The organism is Parviterribacter kavangonensis (genome assembly GCF_056863335.1).
In genome coordinates this window covers 555,135-575,833 of sequence record NZ_JBXPJA010000003.1, presented here as the reverse complement: position 1 = coordinate 575,833, position 20,699 = coordinate 555,135, and the positions used below count along the sequence as shown (strand labels likewise).

General features: G+C 70.9%; 11 protein-coding genes. 7 read left to right on the top strand and 4 right to left on the bottom strand.

All coding sequences use genetic code 11. The annotated features are described in order from the left end of the window. Together ettA and AC1UE4_RS22650 are read left to right on the top strand one after the other, a co-directional pair. Nucleotides 1-1,656: an energy-dependent translational throttle protein EttA gene (ettA, locus tag AC1UE4_RS22655; protein ID WP_482919597.1), complete on the top strand. Its 1,656-nt coding sequence runs from the start codon at nucleotides 1-3 to the stop codon at nucleotides 1,654-1,656. Between the two features lie 40 nt (nucleotides 1,657-1,696). Next, nucleotides 1,697-3,115 carry a sensor histidine kinase gene (locus AC1UE4_RS22650; RefSeq protein WP_482919596.1) on the top strand — a complete coding sequence of 473 codons (1,419 nt, stop codon included), beginning with the start codon at nucleotides 1,697-1,699 and terminating at the stop codon, nucleotides 3,113-3,115. 263 nt (nucleotides 3,116-3,378) lie between these two features. On the opposite strand, the gene AC1UE4_RS22645 is transcribed toward AC1UE4_RS22650, so the two are convergent. After that, on the bottom strand, nucleotides 3,379-4,020 hold the full coding sequence (locus AC1UE4_RS22645) for a response regulator (RefSeq protein WP_482919809.1): 642 nt from the start codon (nucleotides 4,018-4,020) through the stop codon (nucleotides 3,379-3,381). Then, the gene (locus tag AC1UE4_RS22640; protein WP_482919595.1) at nucleotides 4,017-4,709 is read right to left on the bottom strand and encodes a LuxR C-terminal-related transcriptional regulator; all 693 of its coding nucleotides are present in this window, start codon (nucleotides 4,707-4,709) and stop codon (nucleotides 4,017-4,019) included. The genes AC1UE4_RS22645 and AC1UE4_RS22640 overlap by 4 nt, the downstream gene beginning before the upstream one ends. 387 nt (nucleotides 4,710-5,096) lie before the next feature. On the opposite strand from AC1UE4_RS22640, the gene AC1UE4_RS22635 reads away from it, so the two are divergent. Continuing rightward, nucleotides 5,097-13,220 (top strand): CLIPPER-2 domain-containing protein, encoded by an 8,124-nt coding sequence (locus AC1UE4_RS22635; protein ID WP_482919594.1) that lies wholly within the window; start codon nucleotides 5,097-5,099, stop codon nucleotides 13,218-13,220. 6 nt (nucleotides 13,221-13,226) lie between these two features. Here AC1UE4_RS22635 and AC1UE4_RS22630 read toward each other — a convergent pair whose 3' ends face one another. After that, a complete protein-coding gene (locus AC1UE4_RS22630; protein WP_482919593.1) occupies nucleotides 13,227-13,703 on the bottom strand; it encodes a hypothetical protein in 477 nt (158 codons plus the stop codon). Nucleotides 13,704-13,874: 171 nt separating this feature from the next. On the opposite strand from AC1UE4_RS22630, the gene AC1UE4_RS22625 reads away from it, so the two are divergent. Continuing rightward, the gene (locus tag AC1UE4_RS22625) at nucleotides 13,875-14,711 is read left to right on the top strand and encodes an SDR family NAD(P)-dependent oxidoreductase (RefSeq protein WP_482919592.1); all 837 of its coding nucleotides are present in this window, start codon (nucleotides 13,875-13,877) and stop codon (nucleotides 14,709-14,711) included. Nucleotides 14,712-14,720: 9 nt separating this feature from the next. Here the strand turns inward: AC1UE4_RS22625 and AC1UE4_RS22620 are convergent, their stop codons facing one another. Continuing rightward, complete coding sequence (locus AC1UE4_RS22620; protein WP_482919591.1) at nucleotides 14,721-16,136, bottom strand: hypothetical protein; 1,416 nt, start codon at nucleotides 16,134-16,136, stop codon at nucleotides 14,721-14,723. Nucleotides 16,137-16,205: 69 nt separating this feature from the next. On the opposite strand from AC1UE4_RS22620, the gene AC1UE4_RS22615 reads away from it, so the two are divergent. From AC1UE4_RS22615 to AC1UE4_RS22605, 3 genes are all read left to right on the top strand, one after another. Then, nucleotides 16,206-19,085 carry a neutral/alkaline non-lysosomal ceramidase N-terminal domain-containing protein gene (locus tag AC1UE4_RS22615; RefSeq protein WP_482919590.1) on the top strand — a complete coding sequence of 960 codons (2,880 nt, stop codon included), beginning with the start codon at nucleotides 16,206-16,208 and terminating at the stop codon, nucleotides 19,083-19,085. Between the two features lie 86 nt (nucleotides 19,086-19,171). Continuing rightward, the gene (locus tag AC1UE4_RS22610; RefSeq protein WP_482919589.1) at nucleotides 19,172-20,035 is read left to right on the top strand and encodes a MauE/DoxX family redox-associated membrane protein; all 864 of its coding nucleotides are present in this window, start codon (nucleotides 19,172-19,174) and stop codon (nucleotides 20,033-20,035) included. Continuing rightward, nucleotides 20,028-20,642, top strand: coding sequence for a hypothetical protein (locus tag AC1UE4_RS22605; protein WP_482919588.1), 615 nt, complete (start codon nucleotides 20,028-20,030; stop codon nucleotides 20,640-20,642). Before AC1UE4_RS22610 ends, AC1UE4_RS22605 begins: the two co-directional genes overlap by 8 nt. Nucleotides 20,643-20,699 lie beyond the last annotated feature (57 nt).

Sequence of the window (20,699 nt, the reverse complement as noted above, 5' to 3'; positions counted from 1 at the left end):
GTGTCGAGCCAGTACGTCTTCACGATGAACCGCGTCTCCAAGCGGTACCCGCCGGACAAGGTCGTGTTCGACGACCTGACGCTGGCGTTCTACCCCGGCGCGAAGATCGGCGTGCTCGGCTACAACGGCGCCGGCAAGTCGTCGCTGCTGAAGATCATGGCCGGCATCGACGAGGACTACCGCGGCGAGGCGCAGCTCGGCACCAACCGCACCGTCGGGATGCTCCAGCAGGAGCCGCAGCTCAACGAGTCCAAGGACGTCAAGGGCAACGTCGAGGAGGGCGTCGCCGAGACGAAGGCGCTGATCGACCGGTTCAACGAGCTCTCGATGAACTACTCCGAGGAGACCGCCGACGAGATGGCGCGGCTCCAGGACCAGATCGACGCCGCGGACGCGTGGAACCTCGACACGCAGCTCGAGTACGCGATGGACGCCCTGCGGCTGCCGCCGGCCGACGCCGACGTCACGAAGCTCTCCGGCGGCGAGCGGCGCCGCGTCGCGCTCTGCCGCCTGCTGCTCCAGCAGCCGGATCTGCTGCTTCTCGACGAGCCCACGAACCACCTCGACGCCGAGTCCGTCGCTTGGCTCGAGCGCTACCTCGCCGAGTACGCCGGCGCCGTCGTCGCCGTCACCCACGATCGCTACTTCCTCGACAACGTCGCGGGCTGGATCCTCGAGCTCGACCGCGCCAAGGGCTACCCCTTCGAGGGCAACTACTCGGCGTGGCTCGAGATGAAGGCCAAGCGCCTCGCGATGGCCGAGCGCCAGGACAAGGCGCGCGAGCGCGTCATCTCCGCCGAGCTCGAGTGGGTGCGCACCAACCCGAAGGGCCGGCGCACGAAGAGCAAGGCGCGTCTGCAGCGCTACGAGGAGCTCGTCAACGCCGAGAAGCAGGTCCGGCTCGACGAGGTCCAGATCCACATCCCGCCGGGGCCGCGGCTGGGCTCGACCGTCATCCGCGTCGACCACCTCAAGAAGGGCTTCGGCGACCGCCTGCTCATCGAGGACCTCTCGTTCGACCTCCCGCGCGCCGGGATCGTCGGCATCATCGGCGCGAACGGCGCCGGCAAGACGACGCTCTTCCGGATGCTCACCGGCAACGAGCAGCCGGACGCCGGCACGATCGAGATCGGCGACTCCGTCGAGTTCGCGTACGTCGACCAGTCGCGCGACGCGCTCGACCCGGACAAGACGGTCTGGGAGGAGATCTCCGGCGGCTACGACCACGTCAAGGTCGGCGACCAGGAGATGAACTCGCGGCAGTACGTGTCCGGGTTCAACTTCAAGAAGGGCGACCAGCAGAAGAAGGTCGGCAAGCTCTCCGGCGGCGAGCGCAACCGCGTCCACCTCGCGAAGCTGCTCAAGACCGGCGGCAACGTCCTCCTGCTCGACGAGCCGACGAACGACCTCGACGTCGAGACGCTCCGCGCGCTCGAGCAGGCGCTGCTCGACTTCCCCGGCTGCGCGGTGATCATCTCCCACGACCGCTGGTTCCTCGACCGCATCTGCACGCACGTCCTCGCGTTCGAGGGCGACTCGCAGGTCGTCTGGTTCGAGGGGAACTTCGAGGCCTACGAGGAGCACCGCCGCGAGCGCCTCGGAGCCGAGGCCGACCGCCCGCACCGCATCTCGTACAAGCGCCTCACGCGCGCCTAGCCGCCCCGCCCGTCGGGCGGGTCTGGGAGAGTCCGCGCCGGTGGACGAGCCGACCCCCGCTCCCATCATCAGGCCCCGCCTGCGGATCGCGCTCGTCACCGTCGAGATCGGCGCCGTCGCCCTGACCCTCGGGATCCAGGCCGTCAATCCGGACCTGATCCTCCGCGACCGCCCGAGCATCGGCGCGGGCGTCGAGACCGCCGCCGGCCTCATCGCGTTGCTCACGGCGTACCTCTCGGCGGGCCGCTTCACCCGGACCGCGCGGCGCACGGACCTCGCGCTGGCGACGGCGCTGGCCGTGCTCGCGCTCACGAACCTCCTCTACAGCACGTTCCCGTCGCTCGCCGACAAGCTCGAGGAGAGCCAGATCTGGAGCGCGGTGATCGGGCACGTCATCGCCGCCGCGATGTTCACCTACGCGGGCTGGACGAGGTCGCGGCTCGAGCCCAACCCCCGGCGCGCGTACTACCGGTCGGGGGGCCTTCTGCTGGGCGCGCTGCTCATCTCGGCGTTCGGCGGCGCAGCCCTCGCGGCGATCGCGTCGCGGCCCACCCGCGTCGATCCCTCGGGCGTCCACGCGAGCGGCGTCCTGCTCGCCGCGCTGATCACGGGAGGCGTCCTCTACGCGATCGCCGCCTTCGGGTTCCTGCGCCGGTACGAGCGGACGAGCGACGAGCTGATGGCCTGGCTCGCGGGCGGCACCGCGCTGGCCGCGGCGTCCCGCCTGGCGTACTGCTTCACGCCGTCGATCGAGGCCACCGACGTGGCGCTCGGCGACTTCCTGCGGCTCGGCTTCTTCGGGATGATGCTCGTCGGGGCGGCGCGCGAGATCCTCCAGTACCAGCGGTCGGTCGCCCGCCTGGCGTTGTCGGAGGAGCGAAGGCGCGTCGCGCGCGACCTCCACGACGGCCTTCAGCAGGACCTGGCGTTCCTGGCGTCGCAGACGGCGTGGCTCGAGAGCCGTCAGCCGGACGATCCGGTCACGCGACGCATCGCGGCGGCGGCGCGTCAGGCGCTCGACGACTCGCGCGCGACGGTCACCGCGCTCAACGCGGACATCGACGCGCCGCTGGCCGAGGTGGTCGCCGGCGTCGCGCGCGAGCTGACGAGCCGCGAGGACGTCGGGCTCGAGCTCGCGATCGACCGCGGGGTCGACGTCACGCCGGAGCAGCGGCAGACCATCGCGCGCATCGTCCGCGAGGCGGTGGCGAACGGGATCCGCCACGGCGGCGCGACGACGATCCGGGTAGAGCTCGCGCCCGATCCGCCGCGCGTGGTCGTGCGGGACGACGGGCGCGGCTTCGACCCCGACGCTCCGCGGACGCACGGCTTCGGCCTGCTGGGCATGCGCGAGCGCGCGGCGGGCATGGGCGCCGCCTTCCAGCTCATCTCGGACCCCGGCCACGGGACCACGATCGAGGTGCGGTTGAACGGCGCCGGAGGCGGCGTTCAACATTGAACGGTAGGTATGGCCGCTCAGCTTTCGAGCCGATGGCAACCTTCGTCGCGTCAGCATGGGTGTCGAGAGAACGGGCCAGTCGTCCCCCTAGTTCCGGGTGGGGACGCCGAGCTGAGCTTCTGGCGGCAACCTGGCACAGCGAGCTCGTCGACATCGACCCCTTCCATGCGTGACACAGTCGCGCCGGCGCCCGACTTGAGTCCCCGGGCGCCGGCGCGACGGGTGCTTCCCGGGGCCGCGGCTACGGCCGCGGCATCGGGTGCCTAGACGAGCCGGCGGTCCGTCGCGACGACGGCGGCCTGGACGCGGTTCTCGACGCCGAGCTTCGTGAGGATCGCCGAGACGTTCGCCTTGACGGTGCCGGCGCTGAGGTGCAGCTCGCTCGCGATCGTCGCGTTGTCGAGCCCGCGGACGAGGAGGCGGAGGACCTCGGTCTCGCGCTCGGTCAGCGCGGCGGCTCCGGCGGGGGCGGGCGCGGGAGCCATGACGGACCGCATCTGCTCGAGGATCCCCGGCGAGAGCCAGGTCGCGCGCTGCGCGGCGGCGCGGACGGACGCGGCGATCTCGTCGGGCGGCGCGTCCTTGATGACGTAGCCGACCGCGCCCGCGTCGACGGCCTCGGCGACGTCCTGGATCGCGGTGGAGACGGTCATGGCGAGCACGGGAGGGCTGGTCTCGCCCGCGCTCAGGCGGCGGATCGCCTCGACGCCGCCGATGCCCGGCATGTGGATGTCCATGACGACGACGTCGGGCCGGACCTCCCCGGCAACCCGGATGCCCGCCTCGCCGCAGTCGGCCATGCCGACGACGTCGAAGCCGAGCTCGCGCAGGACGTCGGCCAGGCCATGCCGGAAGAGGCCGTGGTCGTCGACGATGACGACCCGGCGGGGACGCTCGGCGATCATGACCACCGCGCTTCCTCCAGCAGCGCGGCGGCCTCGCGGCGGTCGGCCGCGCCGAGCTTGTGGACGAGCGACGAGATGTGCCGCCGGACCGTCACGGTGCTGACGCCGAGCGTCTGCGCGGTGTCCTTCGTCGAGCGGTGCGCGCGCAGCGCCTCGGCGGTGCTGCGCTCGCGCGCGGTGAGGCGCACCTCGCGCCCATCGGGCAGCGCGACGCGGGCGGGCCCGCGCGGCCGGCGGACCTCGTCGAGCAGGTCGACGAGCAACGCCCGCGGGAACGCGGTCTCGCCCCGGACGACGGCCTCGACGACGACCGGCAGGCGCGACGGATCGACGCCCGTGTCGAGGTACCCGACCGCACCGGCGCGCACGGCGTCCAGCAGCTCGCGGCCGTCACAGGAGTCGCTCAGCACGATGACGCGCGCCCCCGGGGCGACGCCGTGCACCTTGCTGACGACGCCGATGCCGCCGCCGGGCAGGCGACTCGACATGACGACGACATCCGGCCGTGACGTGGCCGCGGCGAAGACGACGTCCGGCCCGTCGGATGCGTCCTCGCAGATCCGGAAGCCGGCCGGCTCGAGTGCAGCCCTCAGTCCGGCGCGCAGGCCGACGCCCGTGACACCGATCAGCACCACCGCACCGGTCGGTGGCGGCGCCTCGGGCCATGCAGTCGTCTCCAGCGCCGTCACGGGAGCAAGCCAAGCCGCTCGAAAGCAGTCGTTCAAGTTCTGAACGGGATTCTGGACGAATTGACGAGGTGAAGATCATCCCCACCCCCGAGCCGACGGAGGGCAGTGGAGGTCCGCGGAGGCCACAGACGCCATTCCGGTGCATAAGCGCGGCGCCTGCGATGTCGAGCGTTCTTGACGCTGCACGAAGGCTGATCACTCAACCGGTGGACCGCCGCTGGCGCGAGGTTGACTCTCGTGTCGCGGTTCTGGTTGGGTCGAACCCAGGCACACGGTTCGGTGCCGCGCATAGAACGGAAGCGCGAACCCCACCCGCGAAGGACGCAGGGACGCTCCGGACAAGTCGAAGGCTCACGAGACCGTGAGCCGTGGTCGGAGGTTGTTCTGATGCGGACTTCGCCGTGCTCAGACACGCTGCTGTCGTCGTCTTCAGTCCGCGCATCGCGCGATCGCCTCACCCGGTTCACCGTCGTCCGTGCGATGTGCGCCGTGCTCGTCGTCGCCGTCTGCGCACTCGGCTTCGTCGCCGCGTCGGCGTCCGCCGTGACGATCCCGTCGAACTACTTCAAGGTCAAGGACCAGCAGGGCGCGAACGACCAGCCGTCTCAGGTCGACCTGACGCAGATGGGCCGGGACGAGTCCGACCTCAACACGTACAAGCTGTTCTGGAGCTGGGACTCCACGGACGACTGGACCGGGGGCGGGCAGACGGGCGACGCGTGCGCGCTCTTCGACAGCGACGGCGACGGCAACATCAACACCGTCGTGTGCGTTCGGGTCTCGAACCCGACCACGGCCCCGTCGACGGTGACGCAGAACGCCGGCTCGCCCTACCTCTTCAGCTGCTCCGACGCCCGCACGGACCGCTGCTCCCAGCCGAACGGCCCGCTGCCGTTCACGAGCACCGACATCAAGACGGGAGCGCTGTCCGCCACCGGGCCGGTCTCCGGAGCGAACCTCATCACGGACACCGATCCGTTCGCGAACCTCCTGCCGGACCAGAACTGGCCCAACGACTCGACGATCGAGGTCTGGATCAACAAGCTGGTGCTTCCGGCGAACTCGGTCCTGGTGAACGTCTGCTCGTACCCGTCGGCGGGCGCCGGCGGCAACAACGCCCCGTTCGACTGCATCGTCTCGCCTGGCGGCGGCTTGCTCCTGATCAAGAAGATCGCCCCGAACGGCGCGACGCAGACCTTCACGTTCGCGGCGAACAGCACGGCCACCGGCAACGACCCCATCAACGCCTCGGCGACCGTGCCGGCGAACGGTCAGTCGGACCCGATCGGCCTCTACATCGGCACGAACAACACCGTCACCGAGACCGTCCCCTCCGGCTGGGCCCTCAGCAGCGCGACCTGCAAGACCTCGAGCGGCGCGTCGACGGGAACGCTGAACGTCGCCACGGTGAGCGGGATCCTCATCGAGTCCGGCAAGGTCACGACGTGCGAGTTCACGAACCTCGCCAAGCCCGCCCTGACGGTGGTGAAGGACAACGACGCCGACCACGACCTGGCGTACAACGACACGGAGACCGTCCCGTCCAGCGCGAGCTACCCGTGGACGGTGACCTACAAGGCGACCATCAGCAACGCCTCGACGAGCTCGTCGGCCACCATCACGGCGATCTCGGACAACAAGGTCTCGGGGACGCTGCGCTCCGCGTCCACGACCGACACGGACTGCGCTGACGTGATCGGCACGTCGATCGCCGGCGGCGCCTCGGTGACCTGCTACTTCGACGCACCCGCGTTCGCCAACGCGAACACGTCGCAGGTGCAGAACACGCTGAGCGTGACGGCGACCAACAGCGCCGGCTCGGACACCAAGACCGACACGTCGACGGTGAACTTCACGCCGGCGCCGAGCATCGATCTGGTCAAGTCGGCGACACCGAACTTCAGCAGCCCGCCGAAGGCCGGCGACAAGATCGACTACTCGTTCACGATCAAGAACACCGGCAACGTGACGCTCACCGGCGTGAAGCTGACCGACGCGCTCGTGGGCCTCAGCGGCGCGACGTGCGGCAGCGTCACCTCGCTCGCGCCGGGCGCATCGACGACGTGCACGGCGAGCTACACGCTCACGCAGGCCGACATCAACGCGGGCAAGGTCGACAACTCGGCGACCGCCAAGGGCACCCCGCCAGCCGGGTCCGATGTCTCGGACACCGACGGCACGTCCACGCCCATAACGCGGGCAGCGAGCATCGAGCTGACCAAGTCGGCCACGCCGAGCTTCAGCAGCCCGGCGAAGGCCGGCGACACGATCGACTACTCGTTCACGATCAAGAACACCGGCAACGTGACGCTCGGCAGCGTGCAGCTGACCGATGCGCTCGTCGGTCTGAGCAACGCGACGTGCGGTGGGATCGGCGCCCTGTCGCCCGGCGGGTCGACGACCTGCACCGCCACCTACACGCTCACGCAGGCCGACATCAACGCCGGCAAGGTCGAGAACTCGGCGACCGCCAAGGGGACTCCGCCGAGCGGTTCCGACGTCGCAGACACGGATGGCACCACGACGCCGATCACTGGGACGCCGCGCATCGAGCTGACCAAGACCGCCACTCCGGACTTCAGCAGCCCGCCGAAGGCCGGCGACACGATCGGCTACTCCTTCACGATCAAGAACACCGGCAACGTGACGCTCAGCAGCGTGCAGCTGAGCGACGCGCTCGTCGCTTTCAACGGCGCGACCTGCGGCAGCGTCACCTCGCTCACTCCGGGCGCGTCGACGACGTGCACGGCGAGCTACACGCTGAAGCAGTCCGACATCGACGCGGGGAAGGTCGACAACGAAGCGACCGCCAAGGGGACTGCGCCGGCGGGCGACGACGTGACCGACAAGGACGGCACGTCGACGCCGATCACCCGCGCCGCGAGCATCGCACTGACCAAGTCCGCCACGCCCGACTTCAGCAGCCCGCCGAAGGCTGGCGACGAGATCGACTACTCGTTCAAGCTCGAGAACACCGGCAACGTCACGCTCACGGGCGTCGAGCTGACCGACGCGCTCGTCGCGTTCAACGGAGCGACCTGCGAGAAGACCAGCCTCGCCCCGGGTGAGACCGCGACGTGCACGGCGAGCTACACGCTCAAGCAGTCCGACGTCAACGCGGGCAAGGTCGACAACGAGGCGACCGCCAAGGGCACCCCGCCGGCCGGTGACGACGTGACCGACAAGGACGGCACGACGACGCCGATCACCCGGGCGCCGAAGATCGATCTGACCAAGTCCGCGACGCCGAAGTTCGGTGCCGACAACACCGCGCAGGCGGGCGAGAAGGTCGAGTACTCGTTCCTCATCGAGAACACCGGCAACGTGACGCTGACGGGCGTGCAGCTGAGCGACGCGCTTGTCAGCCTCAACGGGGCCACCTGCGGCAGCGTCACGTCGCTTGCGCCGGGCGCGTCGACGACGTGCACGGCGACGTACACGCTCACGCAGGCCGACATCGATGCCGGCAAGGTCGACAACGAGGCGACCGCCAAGGGCACCCCGCCGGCGGGCGATGACGTGACCGACAAGGACGCCGCCACGGTCCCGCTCGACGAGGCGCCGCTGGTGGTCCTCGTCAAGGCGGCGACGCCGGACTTCGGCGCCGATGGCGTTCCGCAGTCGGGGGAGAAGATCTCCTACAAGTTCACGATCACCAACACCGGCAACGTCACGCTCACGAGCGTCGACCTGACCGACGCGCTGGTCGGCTACACCGACGCCACCTGCGAGAAGACCAGCCTCGCCCCCGGCGAGATCGCGACCTGCACGGCGAGCTACCCCCTCACGCAGGGCGACATCGACGCCGGCAAGGTCGACAACAAGGCGACCGCATGTGGTCTGTCGCCGACCAGCAGCGAGGTGTGTGACGAGGCCACCACGAGCACGACGCTGACCGCGGCGCCGAAGATCGATCTGACCAAGTCCGCGACGCCGCAGTTCGGTGCCGACATCACGGCGCAGGCCGGGGAGAAGGTCGAGTACTCGTTCCTCATCGAGAACACCGGCAACGTGACGCTCACCGGCGTACAGCTGACCGACGCCCTGGTGGGTCTGAGCGGCGCGACGTGCGAGAAGACGAGCCTGGCTCCCGGCGAGACCGCCACCTGCACGGCGAGCTACACGCTCAAGCAGTCCGACATCGACGCCGGCAAGGTCGACAACGAAGCGACCGCCAAGGGCACCCCGCCGACCGGTGACGACGTGACCGACAAGGACGCCGCTTCGGTGCCGCTCGACGAGGCCCCGCTGGTGGTGCTCGTCAAGGCAGCGACGCCCGACTTCGGCGCCGATGGCGTTCCGCAGGCCGGGGAGAAGATCTCCTACAAGTTCACGATCACCAACACCGGCAACGTCACGCTCACGAGCGTCGACCTGACCGACGCGCTGGTCGGCTACACCGACGCCACCTGCGAGAAGACGAGCCTCGCCCCCGGCGAGATCGCCACCTGCACGGCGAGCTACACGCTGACCCAGGCCGACATCGACGCCGGCAAGGTCGACAACAAGGCGACCGCGTGCGGTCTGTCGCCCACCAGCAGCGAGGTGTGTGACGAGGCCACCACGAGCACGACCCTGACTGCGGCGCCGAAGATCGATCTGACCAAGTCGGCGACGCCGCAGTTCGGCACCGACGACACGGCGCAGGCCGGCGAGAAGATCGACTACTCGTTCACGATCGAGAACACGGGCAACGTGACGCTCACCGGCGTGCAGCTGACCGATGCGCTCGTGAGCCTCAGCGGGGCGACGTGCGAGAAGACGAGCCTCGCTCCCGGCGAGACGGCGACCTGCACGGCGAGCTACACGCTCAAGCAGTCCGACATCGACGCCGGCAAGGTCGACAACGAAGCGACCGCGAAGGGCACCCCGCCGACGGGTGACGACGTGACCGACAAGGACGGCACGTCGACGCCGATCACCCGGGCGCCGAAGATCGATCTGACGAAGTCCGCGACGCCGAAGTTCGGTGCCGACAACACCGCGCAGGCCGGCGAGAAGATCGACTACTCGTTCCTCATCGAGAACACCGGCAACGTGTCGCTGTCGGGCGTGCAGCTGACCGACGCGCTCGTGAGCCTCAACGGGGCGACGTGCGAGAAGACCAGCCTGGCTCCCGGCGAGACGGCGACCTGCACGGCGAGCTACACGCTCAAGCAGTCCGACATCGACGCCGGCAAGGTCGATAACGAGGCGACGGCCAAGGGCACCCCGCCCGCCGGCGATGACGTGACCGACAAGGACAGCGCCAGCGTTCCGCTCGCGTCGGGGCCGAGCATCGACCTGACCAAGTCGGCGACGCCGCAGTTCGGTGCCGACAACACCGCGCAGGCCGGCGAGAAGGTCGAGTACTCGTTCCTGATCGAGAACACGGGCAACGTGACGCTCACCGGCGTGCAGCTGACTGACGCCCTGGTGGGTCTGAGCGGCGCGACGTGCGAGAAGACGAGCCTCGCCCCCGGCGAGACGGCGACCTGCACGGCGAGCTACACGCTCAAGCAGTCCGACATCGACGCCGGCAAGGTCGACAACGAGGCGACCGCCAAGGGCACCCCGCCCACGGGCGACGACGTGACCGACAAGGACGCCGCCACGGTGCCGCTCGATGAGGCGCCGCTGGTGGTCCTCGTCAAGGCGGCGACGCCGGACTTCGGCGCCGACGGGATCCCGCAGGCCGGGGAGAAGATCTCCTACAAGTTCACGATCACCAACACCGGCAACGTGACGTTGTCGGGCGTGGACTTGGACGACAGCCTGCTGGGCTACACCGACAAGGAGTGCGAGAAGAGCACCCTGGCGCCGGGTGAGAGCGCCACCTGCACGGCGAGCTACACGCTGACGCAGGGCGACGTCGACGCCGGCAAGGTCACCAACAAGGCGACCGCGTGCGGCCTGTCGCCGACCAGCAGCGAGGTCTGCGACGACGACACCACGACCACCACGCTGACCGCCGCGCCGAAGATCGACCTGACCAAGTCGGCGACGCCGCAGTTCGGTGCCGACAACACCGCGCAGGCGGGCGAGAAGATCGAGTACTCGTTCCTCATCGAGAACACGGGCAACGTGACGCTCACCGGCGTGCAGCTGACCGACGCACTCGTGAGCCTCAACGGGGCGACGTGCGAGAAGACGAGCTTGGCTCCCGGCGAGACGGCCACCTGCACGGCGAGCTACACGCTCAAGCAGTCCGACATCGACGCCGGCAAGGTCGACAACGAGGCGACCGCCAAGGGCACCCCGCCCGCCGGCGATGACGTGACCGACAAGGACAGCGCCTCGGTTCCGCTCGCGTCGGGGCCGAGCATCGACCTGACGAAGTCCGCAACGCCGAACTTCAGCAGCCCGCCGAAGGCCGGCGACAAGATCGACTACTCGTTCACGATCAAGAACAGCGGCAACGTCACGTTGACCGGCGTGCAGCTGACCGACGCGCTCGTCGCGTTCAACGGGGCGACCTGCGAGAAGACCAGCCTCGCCCCGAGCGAGAGCGCCACCTGCACGGCGAGCTACACGCTCAAGCAGTCCGACATCGACGCGGGCAAGGTCGACAACGAGGCGACCGCGAAGGGCACCCCGCCGACCGGTGACGACGTGACCGACAAGGACGGCACGACGACGCCGATCACCCGCGCGCCGAAGATCGATCTGACGAAGTCCGCGACGCCGAAGTTCGGTGCCGACAACACCGCCCAGGCCGGCGAGAAGATCGAGTACTCGTTCCTCATCGAGAACACCGGCAACGTGACGCTCAGCAGCGTGCAGCTGACCGACGCGCTCGTCAGCCTCAGTGGCGCGACGTGCGAGAAGACCAGCCTGGCGCCGGGCGAGACGGCGACCTGCACGGCGAGCTACACGCTCAAGCAGTCCGACATCGACGCCGGCAAGGTCGACAACGAGGCGACCGCGAAGGGCACGCCGCCCGCCGGCGATGACGTGACCGACAAGGACGCCGCCACGGTGCCGCTCGACGAGGCGCCGCTGGTGGTGCTCGTCAAGGCGGCGACGCCGGACTTCGGCGCCGACGGCGTCCCGCAGGCCGGCGAGAAGGTCTCTTACAAGTTCACGATCACCAACACCGGCAACGTGACGCTGTCCGGGGTCGACCTGACCGATGCGCTGGTCGGCTACTCCGACGCGACCTGCGAGAAGACCAGCCTGGCGCCGGGTGAGACCGCCACGTGCATGGCGAACTACACCCTGACGCAGGGCGACATCGACGCCGGCAAGGTCACGAACAAGGCGACCGCCTGCGGCCTGTCGCCGACCAGCGGCGAGGTGTGCGACGAGGACACGACGACGACCACGCTGACGGCCGCGGCGAAGATCGATCTGACCAAGTCCGCCACGCCGAGCTTCAGCAGCCCGCCGAAGGCCGGCGACAAGATCGACTACTCGTTCACGATCAAGAACACTGGCAACGTCACGCTCAGCAGCGTGCAGCTGACCGACGCCCTCGTGGCGCTCAACGGGGCGACCTGCGGTGGCTCGTCGTCGCTCGCGCCGGGCGCGTCGACGACGTGCACGGCGAGCTACACGCTCAAGCAGTCCGACATCGACGCCGGCAAGGTCACCAACGAGGCGACCGCCAAGGGCACCCCGCCGACCGGTGCCGACGTGACCGACAAGGACGGTACGACGACGTCGATCACGGGCGGTGCGGCGCTGCAGCTGACGAAGCAGGCCAGCCCGGCGACGTACTCGGCGGCCGGTCAGGTGATCACCTACACCTACGGCCTCAAGAACACCGGCAACGTGACCCTGACCGGGCCGTTCGTGGTCACCGATGACAAGATCACGGGACCGGTCACCTGCGGTACCTCGAGCTCGACGCTGGCACCGGGCGCCACGTTCGGGGGCACCTGCACGGCGAACTACACGATCCAGTCCGGCGATCTGAACGCCACCGGCACCGGCTCGGTCACCAACAAGGCGACCGCGACGGCGAAGGACCCGCAGGGGTCGACGGTGACATCGAACCAGGCCACGGCCACCGTCAACCAGATCGTGATCGAGAAGGTCGCCCGGATCACGCCGACGCAGACGACGTGCGCGACGTTCGCCGATGGCACGTCGCCGGACCTGAACACGCTGTCGTACAACGTCCAGCGGAACAAGGTGAACAACGTGGCGCCGGGCGTGATGTTCTACTACGTGAAGATCACGGCTCCGTCCTCGTCGTTCACCATCGGCGTCCCGCAGTCGAACGACGGCGGCTGGAAGCTGATGCCCATCCAGGACGTCGGCCAGATCGTGCTCTACAACAGCAACTGCACGAAGAGCGCAAGCCAGGGCACGACGAGGTTCGACAACCGGACCGGGCTCTCGACGATCCAGGTCGGCGCAGCCACGACGGGCGCCGTCTACTACGTCGGGATCAAGTACAGCCCGAGCGGTCTCTCCGGGCAGGCGGTCAAGGCGCCGTTCCCGACGGTGACCTACTCGTTCTCGACCACGCTCGACGGGACGGCCGTCGGCGGGAGCCAGGACTCGATCACCGTGGTCCCCAAGTAGGCGCGATCAGCCCGTGACGAGGAAGCTCGTGGTTGCCAGCACCGTGCGCCGGCTGTAATCGGCGCTGAACTTCACGAGGCTCAGGCGGCAGGTGGCGCCACCTCCCAGCCAGAGCTGCCGGATGGGATCGAGGAGCTGGAAGACGCCCGGCGTCGGCCCGCTCGGGTAGATGCTGCGGTACTGCGACCAGATGACATCGCCGGGCGTGTACGACCCATCCCCCGGATCGCCGAGCACGGTGTCGGGACCCGCCCAGCACTCGGCGAGTCCCCATGGCTGGGTCGTCTTCGACGTGTACCCGGCGGTGAAGGTCGAGCCGTACGCAAGCGCGCCATCCGTGGCGCGGGCGGTGGCGGACTCGACCCAGATGGCATCGCCTTTCGGGGCGGCCGCGGTCGCACTTGCGGCTGGGACGACCGCGGCGACGGCTGCTGCCGCCGCGCCGGCGTGCAGCAGCTTCCGCATCCAGTTCGTCGAGCGCATGACGGTACCTCCGTGGACAGGCGGTTGAGGACGGTGCTCGTCCGACCGCAACATCGGCCCGCCTCTCCGTTGCCACGACGGAACGTGCGTGCTGCTGGACGCAAATGGCGCGACGCCAGGCCGTCCATGTGGCGCCGGTGGACGCCGATCAGTGGGTACGACCGGACGCACATGGCTCTTCCGACACCGACTTCCGACACCTTCGTCCTCGTCTCCGGCGCCTCCGGCGGGATCGGCGAGGCCCTCGCCCGTGAGCTCGCGCGCCGCGGCTACGGCCTGACCCTCGTCGCCCGGCGGCGCAAGCTGCTGGCCGCGCTGGCCGAGGAACTGCGATCCGAGCACGACGTGACCGTGAAGGTGCACGTCGCCGACGTCTCGCGCGACGAGGAGCGCGCGCGGCTGATCGCCGCCGTCCGCGATGACGAACGCAGCTTCGTCGGGCTGTGCAACAACGCCGGGACCGGGCAGTTCGGCCGCGTGGTCGACCACGAGCCCGCCGACGACGAGGCGGTCTTCCGGACGAACGCGCTCGCGCTCTTCGACCTGACGAACCAGCTCGTCCACGACCTCGCCGCCCGCGGCGAGGGCGCGATCCTCAACACCGCCTCGATCCTCGCGTTCGCGCCGCAGCCGCAGAACGCGACCTACGCGGCGACGAAGGCGTTCGTGCAGTCGTTCTCCGAGGCGCTGCACGCCGAGCTGGGCGGCACCGGCGTCTCGTGCACCGTCGTCAACCCCGGGCCGACGCGCACGGAGATCTTCGACCGCTCGGGCGCGCCCGGCGCGGCCGGCTTCGGCCCCGGCGTGCTGTGGCAGGACCCGGACGACGTCGCGCGCGACGCCGTGGAGGGCATGGTGCGCGGCAAGCGGTCCGTGACGCCCGGCCTCACGAACAAGCTCGCGGTGCTCGGCTACCGGTTCACGCCGCGTACGGCGCTGCTGCCGCTCACGCGCGTCGCGCAGTCCGGGCCGGTCCGGAAGGCGCTGCTGGGCGACGAAGCCAACTAGAGCGCGTCGTCACCGGCCGCCCACGCGGCGCGCCTTCGAGCGCGCCGCGGTGAGGCGGTCGTTGCCCACGAAGCGCGCCTTCGCGCGCAGGACGCCGCGGCGGTCAACGTGGAGGCGGGCGGCGAACGTGCAGTCCGGCCTGAGACCCGCCACGCGGCGGGCGACCGTCCGGCCCGCCCTCGTCGCCACGCTCACGACCACACGTCCGGCGCACGCCGAGATGCCGTTGGGGGCGAGGACCTCTCCCGCGACCCGCACGGTCCTCTCGCGACGCGTCGCACGGTCGATGACGACGCGCGGCCGCTCCCGGCGCGCGGTGCCGAAGGTCGCGACGAGGTCGCGGAAGCGGGCGAACGCGGGCTTCGGCACGTAGTCGTCGCGCAGCAGGCCAACGGCGGAGAAGAGGTCGGTCCCGTCGGAGACGTTGTCGCGGAGGTTGAACCAGCGGTAGTCGGTGACGCCGAGCTCGCCGGACCACTTCGCGACCGCGCGCACCGTCGAGTCGAGCGCGGTGTCCTGCGCCGCCTCGCTCCGGCCGAGGTTCGTGGCGTAGCCGTTCTCGCTCACCCACAGCGCGACGCCGTCGCCGAGACCGGCCTTCGGGAAGTAGCACCGCCGCACGAGCGTCAGCGCCTCGATCGCCTCGTCGCCCGCCGACACGTCCGGCCGCGGCACGGGCGGCCACACGAGGCCGGGGTAGACCTGCAGCCCGACCTCGGTCAGCGCGGCGCGGAACGCCGGCGTCGCCTTCGCGGCGACCTCCTCCCAGAACTTCCGGTCGCTGTCCGGCGACCAGCGCCACATGACGTTGAAGCCGAGGTCGACGCCGCGCCGGCCGAGCCCGTCGAGCTCCTCCCGCGCGGCCACGACCCCGCGGACGAGCGCGTCGACGACCCCGTCGTACGCGCCGTCGGACGTGTTCGGCGAGATCGGGAGGTTCGCCTCGTTGGTGATCGTGAAGCCGGTGACCGACGGCCGCGCGCCGAGCGTCCGCACCGCCTCGCGCACGAACGCGACGAACCCGTCGACGTCGCCCTCGTGCCCGTCGGGCGGGTGGTAGCGGACCTGCAGCTCGGTGCGCAGGCCGGCGCGCGCGTAGCGATCGACATCCGCGGCGGCGCGGCGGATCCCCTCGGCGCCGTCGGACCAGAAGAGGCGGTTGATACGCAGGACCAGCTCGCGCCCCGGCGGGCGCAGCGACTGCAGCGCGGCGACCGTGCGCGCGGGATCGATCGGCGCGGGCGTCTCCTGCGCCGCGCCCGCCGTTCCCGCCATCCCCGGCGTGATGCCGAACCGCAGCGGCGTCGCCGGCTTCGTCACCGGCGGGAGGTCCGCCATGAGGCAGTCCCCGCCGTCCTGCGCGCGCGCCGGAGCCGCCACGACGCACGTGATGAGGACCGCCGCGAGACCCACGCGCCGTCGCATGCGGCGGATCGTAGGCGCACGGACGACTGGGCACCGCCAGTTCGAGCGAACGAGCGCGTTCAAGGCCGCATGTCCCGCCTCGCGCCCGCGCTTGTCGCCGGCCTGCTGCTCGCCCTCCTGTCCACCGGCGTGGCGCCCGCCGGCACGCTGCGCGCCGGCGTCGCCACGGTCGACGCGACGTACCACGTCGGCTCGAGCGCCGGCCAGTACGCCTCGACGCGCGACGGCGGCTACGGCGACTTCGACCCGCACCTGCAGCAGGGCAAGAACCAGGCGTCGTACGGCGTGCAGTCGCGGCTGTCGATCCGGGCGCTCGTCGTGCAGGCCGACGGCGGCGACAAGCTCGCGCTCGTCAAGGTCGACAACTACATCCCGCAGGACATGCTGTGGCGCCGCGCCGCGCAGCTGCTCGAGGCGAAGGGCATCGGCATCGGCAAGCGGAACCTGAGCATGACGGTCACGCACGACCACTCGTCGCCCTACTACACCTCGACGGCGTGGGGCGCCTGGGCGTTTCAGGACGTGCTCGACGTGCGGTTCTTCGACTACCAGGCGCGGCGGATCGTCTCCGCCGTCGAGAAGGCGAACGCGTCGCTCGCGCGCGTGCGGGTCAGCGCGTCGACGGGCGAGATCGACCAGCTCCACAAGCACTCGTTCGGGCCGGCGACCGCGGACGACGGCACGCCCGCCGGCTACCCGGAGTCCGACGCCGAGCACGTGTTCTCGCTCGTGCGCTTCGACCGGCTCGACGGCCGGAAGGCGACGCCGCTCGCCAACCTCCTCACCTACTCGGGTCACCCCGAGATGCTCGAGGGCAACGACCTCATCTCGGCCGACTACGTCGGCGCGCTCGAGCGCATGCTCGACCGCCGGACCGGCGCCACGACGATCTTCACGCAGAACGCCGTCGGGACCGCCGAGCCCGAGCGCTCCCGCTACCACGACGTGCATCAGCGCCTCGAGTTCGATCACCGCCAGTACGGGCAGATGGAGGTCGCTGCCAGCCTGCTCGCCGATGCCGTGATGGGGACGTGGAACGCGATCGGCGCGCAGAAGGCGGGTGGCCGGACGCTCGTTCCGTGGATGACCGACGCGCCGCTGAAGGTGAGCGACCGCTGGTTCCCCGGCCCGCTCTCGCACCCGTACCCCGGCGTGTCGAACTGCCGCACCGACCAGGCGCTCTCGGGCAACCCGGGCATCCCGGTCGTCGGGCTGCCGGACTGCAACCGCGACGCCGACGGGCGCGGCGTCTTCGAGGCGGCCAAGCCCGTGTTCGAGCAGACGCCGTTCGGGCCCGGGCTCGACACCGACGACGCGGAGGCGCTGGGCGTGCCGATCCCGGAGAACTACTCCGCTCCCTCGTACGCGGCGCTCCAGGAGACGGTCGGGATCCACCTGCAGGCGTTCCGGCTCGGCGACGTGCTCTTCACGCTGTGCTCCTGCGAGCAGTGGAAGGACCAGGCGCGCAACATCCAGACGCGCACGGATCGCGTGCCGGACAACGAGTGGCTCGGCTACGACTGGAGCGAGTCGTGCACGCCGCGCGACTCGCTCGCGTGCCGGCGGATGTGGGCGCAGGTCCACAACGACGCGGCCGGATGGAACGACGTCGCCTACCTGCCGTACGCGGAGAGCGAGCCGGCCGAGCCGTCGGAGATCAAGGGCAACTACACGCACGACGACCTCGACGACTTCGGCGGCCGGGCGCAGACGGAGGCGTACGCCCGGTCGCACGGCTACGCGCTGACGGTGCCGATCTCGATGGCGAACGACTACAACGGCTACATCGCGACGTACCGCGAGTACCAGCGCGGCGACCACTACCGCAAGGCGCTGACGGGGTACGGCCCGCACTCGAGCGACTACCTCGCGACACGGCTCGTACGGATGGGGCAGGAGCTGAGCGGCGACACGGCCGCGGCGACGGAGCTCGACGGCGAGCCGCTCGGCCCCAAGGAGATCGCGAACCAGGCGCACGCCGACGCGAAGGCGCGGGCGATCGGCGAGGTCGCGAGCGGCGTCGCGTCGGCGTACGCGGCGACCCTCGGCGACGACGCCGGGGCGCCGGGCGCGGTCTCGGAGCCCGCGGACGTGGAGCGCTTCGGCGCCGCGCTGTTCCGCTGGCGCGGCGGCGACAACTACGTCGACAACCCGGCCGTCCGGGTGGAGCGCCGCGCCGGATCGCGCTGGGTGCCGTACGCCGACCAGTCCGGCGAGGTCGTCACGCACGTGACCTACCCGTCGCTGCCGGACGGCGCGGTGAACGCGTACACCGGGCGGCACGAATGGGAGTGGACGGCGACGTGGGAGGCGTTCGTCTCGGGCGTGCCGCTGGTCGATGCGTCCGGCGTGAAGCGGCGCGCGACGCCGGCCGGCACCTACCGCTTCGTCGTGTCCGGGCAGCGGCGGACGGGCGGCAGGACCGTGCCGTACTCGGTGACGTCGCGGGCGTTCGCGGTCCGTCCGTGGGATGGCGTGAGCGTCGCGCCGGCCGGCCTCGTCGACGGCCGCCCCGCGTTCATGGCCGGCCCGGGCGGCGACCGCGACGGCGTGCTCATGAAGGAGGACGACAAGCCCGTCCGTGGCCCCGTCGCCGGCATCGACTTCCCCGACACGTACACGTCGCCCCTGCGTCCCCGCTTCATCCGCGACGGCCGCGCCGCCGTCCGCGACCCCGCCGCGCCGGACGACATGACGCGCCTCGAGTGGTACCGCCTCGACTGCTCCTTCCGGCCGTGGCTCGACCGCGCCGACCCCGCGACCGTCGTCATCACGATCCGCGACGCGGCCGGCGACGAGACGCGCGTGAAGGCGTCGCGCATCGGAGACACGTGGGTCGCCCCGCGCGCGCTCGCGAAAGGCGAGACGGCGTACGTCGCCCGCGGCGACGCCCGCGACGCCTGGGGGAACTTCAACGGCTCCCCCTCCGCGCGCATCGAGGGGGTCTGACCCCCTCCATGCGCATGCATGGGGTCAGACCCCATGCATGCGCATGGTGCCTGACCCGTCGTTGCGTGTGCAGTACCTTCGGGCGGGTGCTTCACCTGGTCCTGCGCTGCGCGCTCGCGGCCGTCCTCCTCGCCGCCGCCGCGGCGAAGCTCCGCCGGCCCGCGGAGAGCCGCGCCGCACTCAGGACGCTCGCCGGGCCTCTTCCCCTCGCCGTCCTCGTCGGCCTCGAGCTCGCGCTCTCGGCCGGCGTCGTCGCGGGACTCGACGTCGCGGCGTTCGCGGCGGCCGCGTTCCTCGCCGCCTCGGCCGGGCTGCTCGCCGGCGCGCTGCGGCGCGGGAAGGCCGGGGCGCCGTGCGGGTGCTTCGGCGCTCGGTCGAGGATCAGCCGCGTCGCGGTCGCCCGCGCCGGGATCCTCGCGGCCGCGTTCGCCGTGCTGCCGCTCGTTCCGCGTGACGATCCGTCGCACGACACGCTGCTGACGATCGGCCTCGTGGTCGCGCTGCTCGCGGTCGCCGGGCTCGGCGTCGCCGTGCTCGCGCTGGCGCGGGAGGTCGGGATGCTGCGGCTCGCGATCGGGCCGCAGGCCGCGCTGGAGATCCCCGAGGAGGGCCCGCCGCTCGGCGGCGACAGCGGGCTCGCCGCCGCGCTGGATCCGCGGCCCGGCGCCGACCTCGCGCTCGCCGTCTTCACCTCGGAGGGCTGCCGGATGTGCCAGGCGCTGCAGCCGGCGATCGCGTCGCTCGCCCGGCACCCGCACCTCTCCGTCATCGCGCTCGACGAGGTCCGCGACGCCGAGCACTGGCGCCGCCTCGAGATCCCCGGCAGCCCGTACGCGATCGCCCTCGACCGCACCGGGACCGTGCTCGCGAAGGGCACCTTCAACTCGCTCGCCCAGCTCGAGTCCGTGCTCGGCACCGCGGAGCGCCGGAGGGCGCCCGCCCATGCGTGACCTCGGCCGGCGTCGCCGGCGCGAAGACGATCAGGGGCCTCCGGCGCCGAGCCTCACGGAGGATCTCGCCCTCTCCACCTCGCGGCGTGGGCTGCTCGCGAAGGTCGGTGCGGGGCTGCTCGGCGCGACCGCGGGGTCGGCGGTGAAGGCGGTCATCGATCCCGGCGAGGCCGACGCGTACCACTTCTGCGGCCACATCTACACGACCGACTCGTGCCCGCACCCGACCGGTCTTCCGCGCATCGACGCGCGCGGGCTGCCGCTGCGCGCGAAGGACGGCCAGCCGATCGACAACACCGGGCGGGTCGTGAACAAGAAGGGCCAGCCGGTCGACGCCAGCGGTCGCGTCCTCACCGATCCGGACGGCAAGCCGCTCCCCTCCGCCCCGCGCACGCCCGTCTGCGACCAGGTCGCCGAGCGCTATGGCTTCGCCACGAAGGTCGACGGCGCCTGGTACCGCTGCTGCGGCGGGCACGTGCGCAAGCTCGTCGACTGCTGCTCGAAGTCGAAGAAGCGCATCAACGGCGACGCCTCCCTGACCGGCTACTGCTACGCCGGCCGCCGGGTGTTCTGCGTCATGTACTACGACACGAAGGTGCCCTGCTGAGAGCTGCGCCGCTCGGCGTCGCGGCGATCGTCGTCGCGCTCCTGCTCCCCGGTGCCG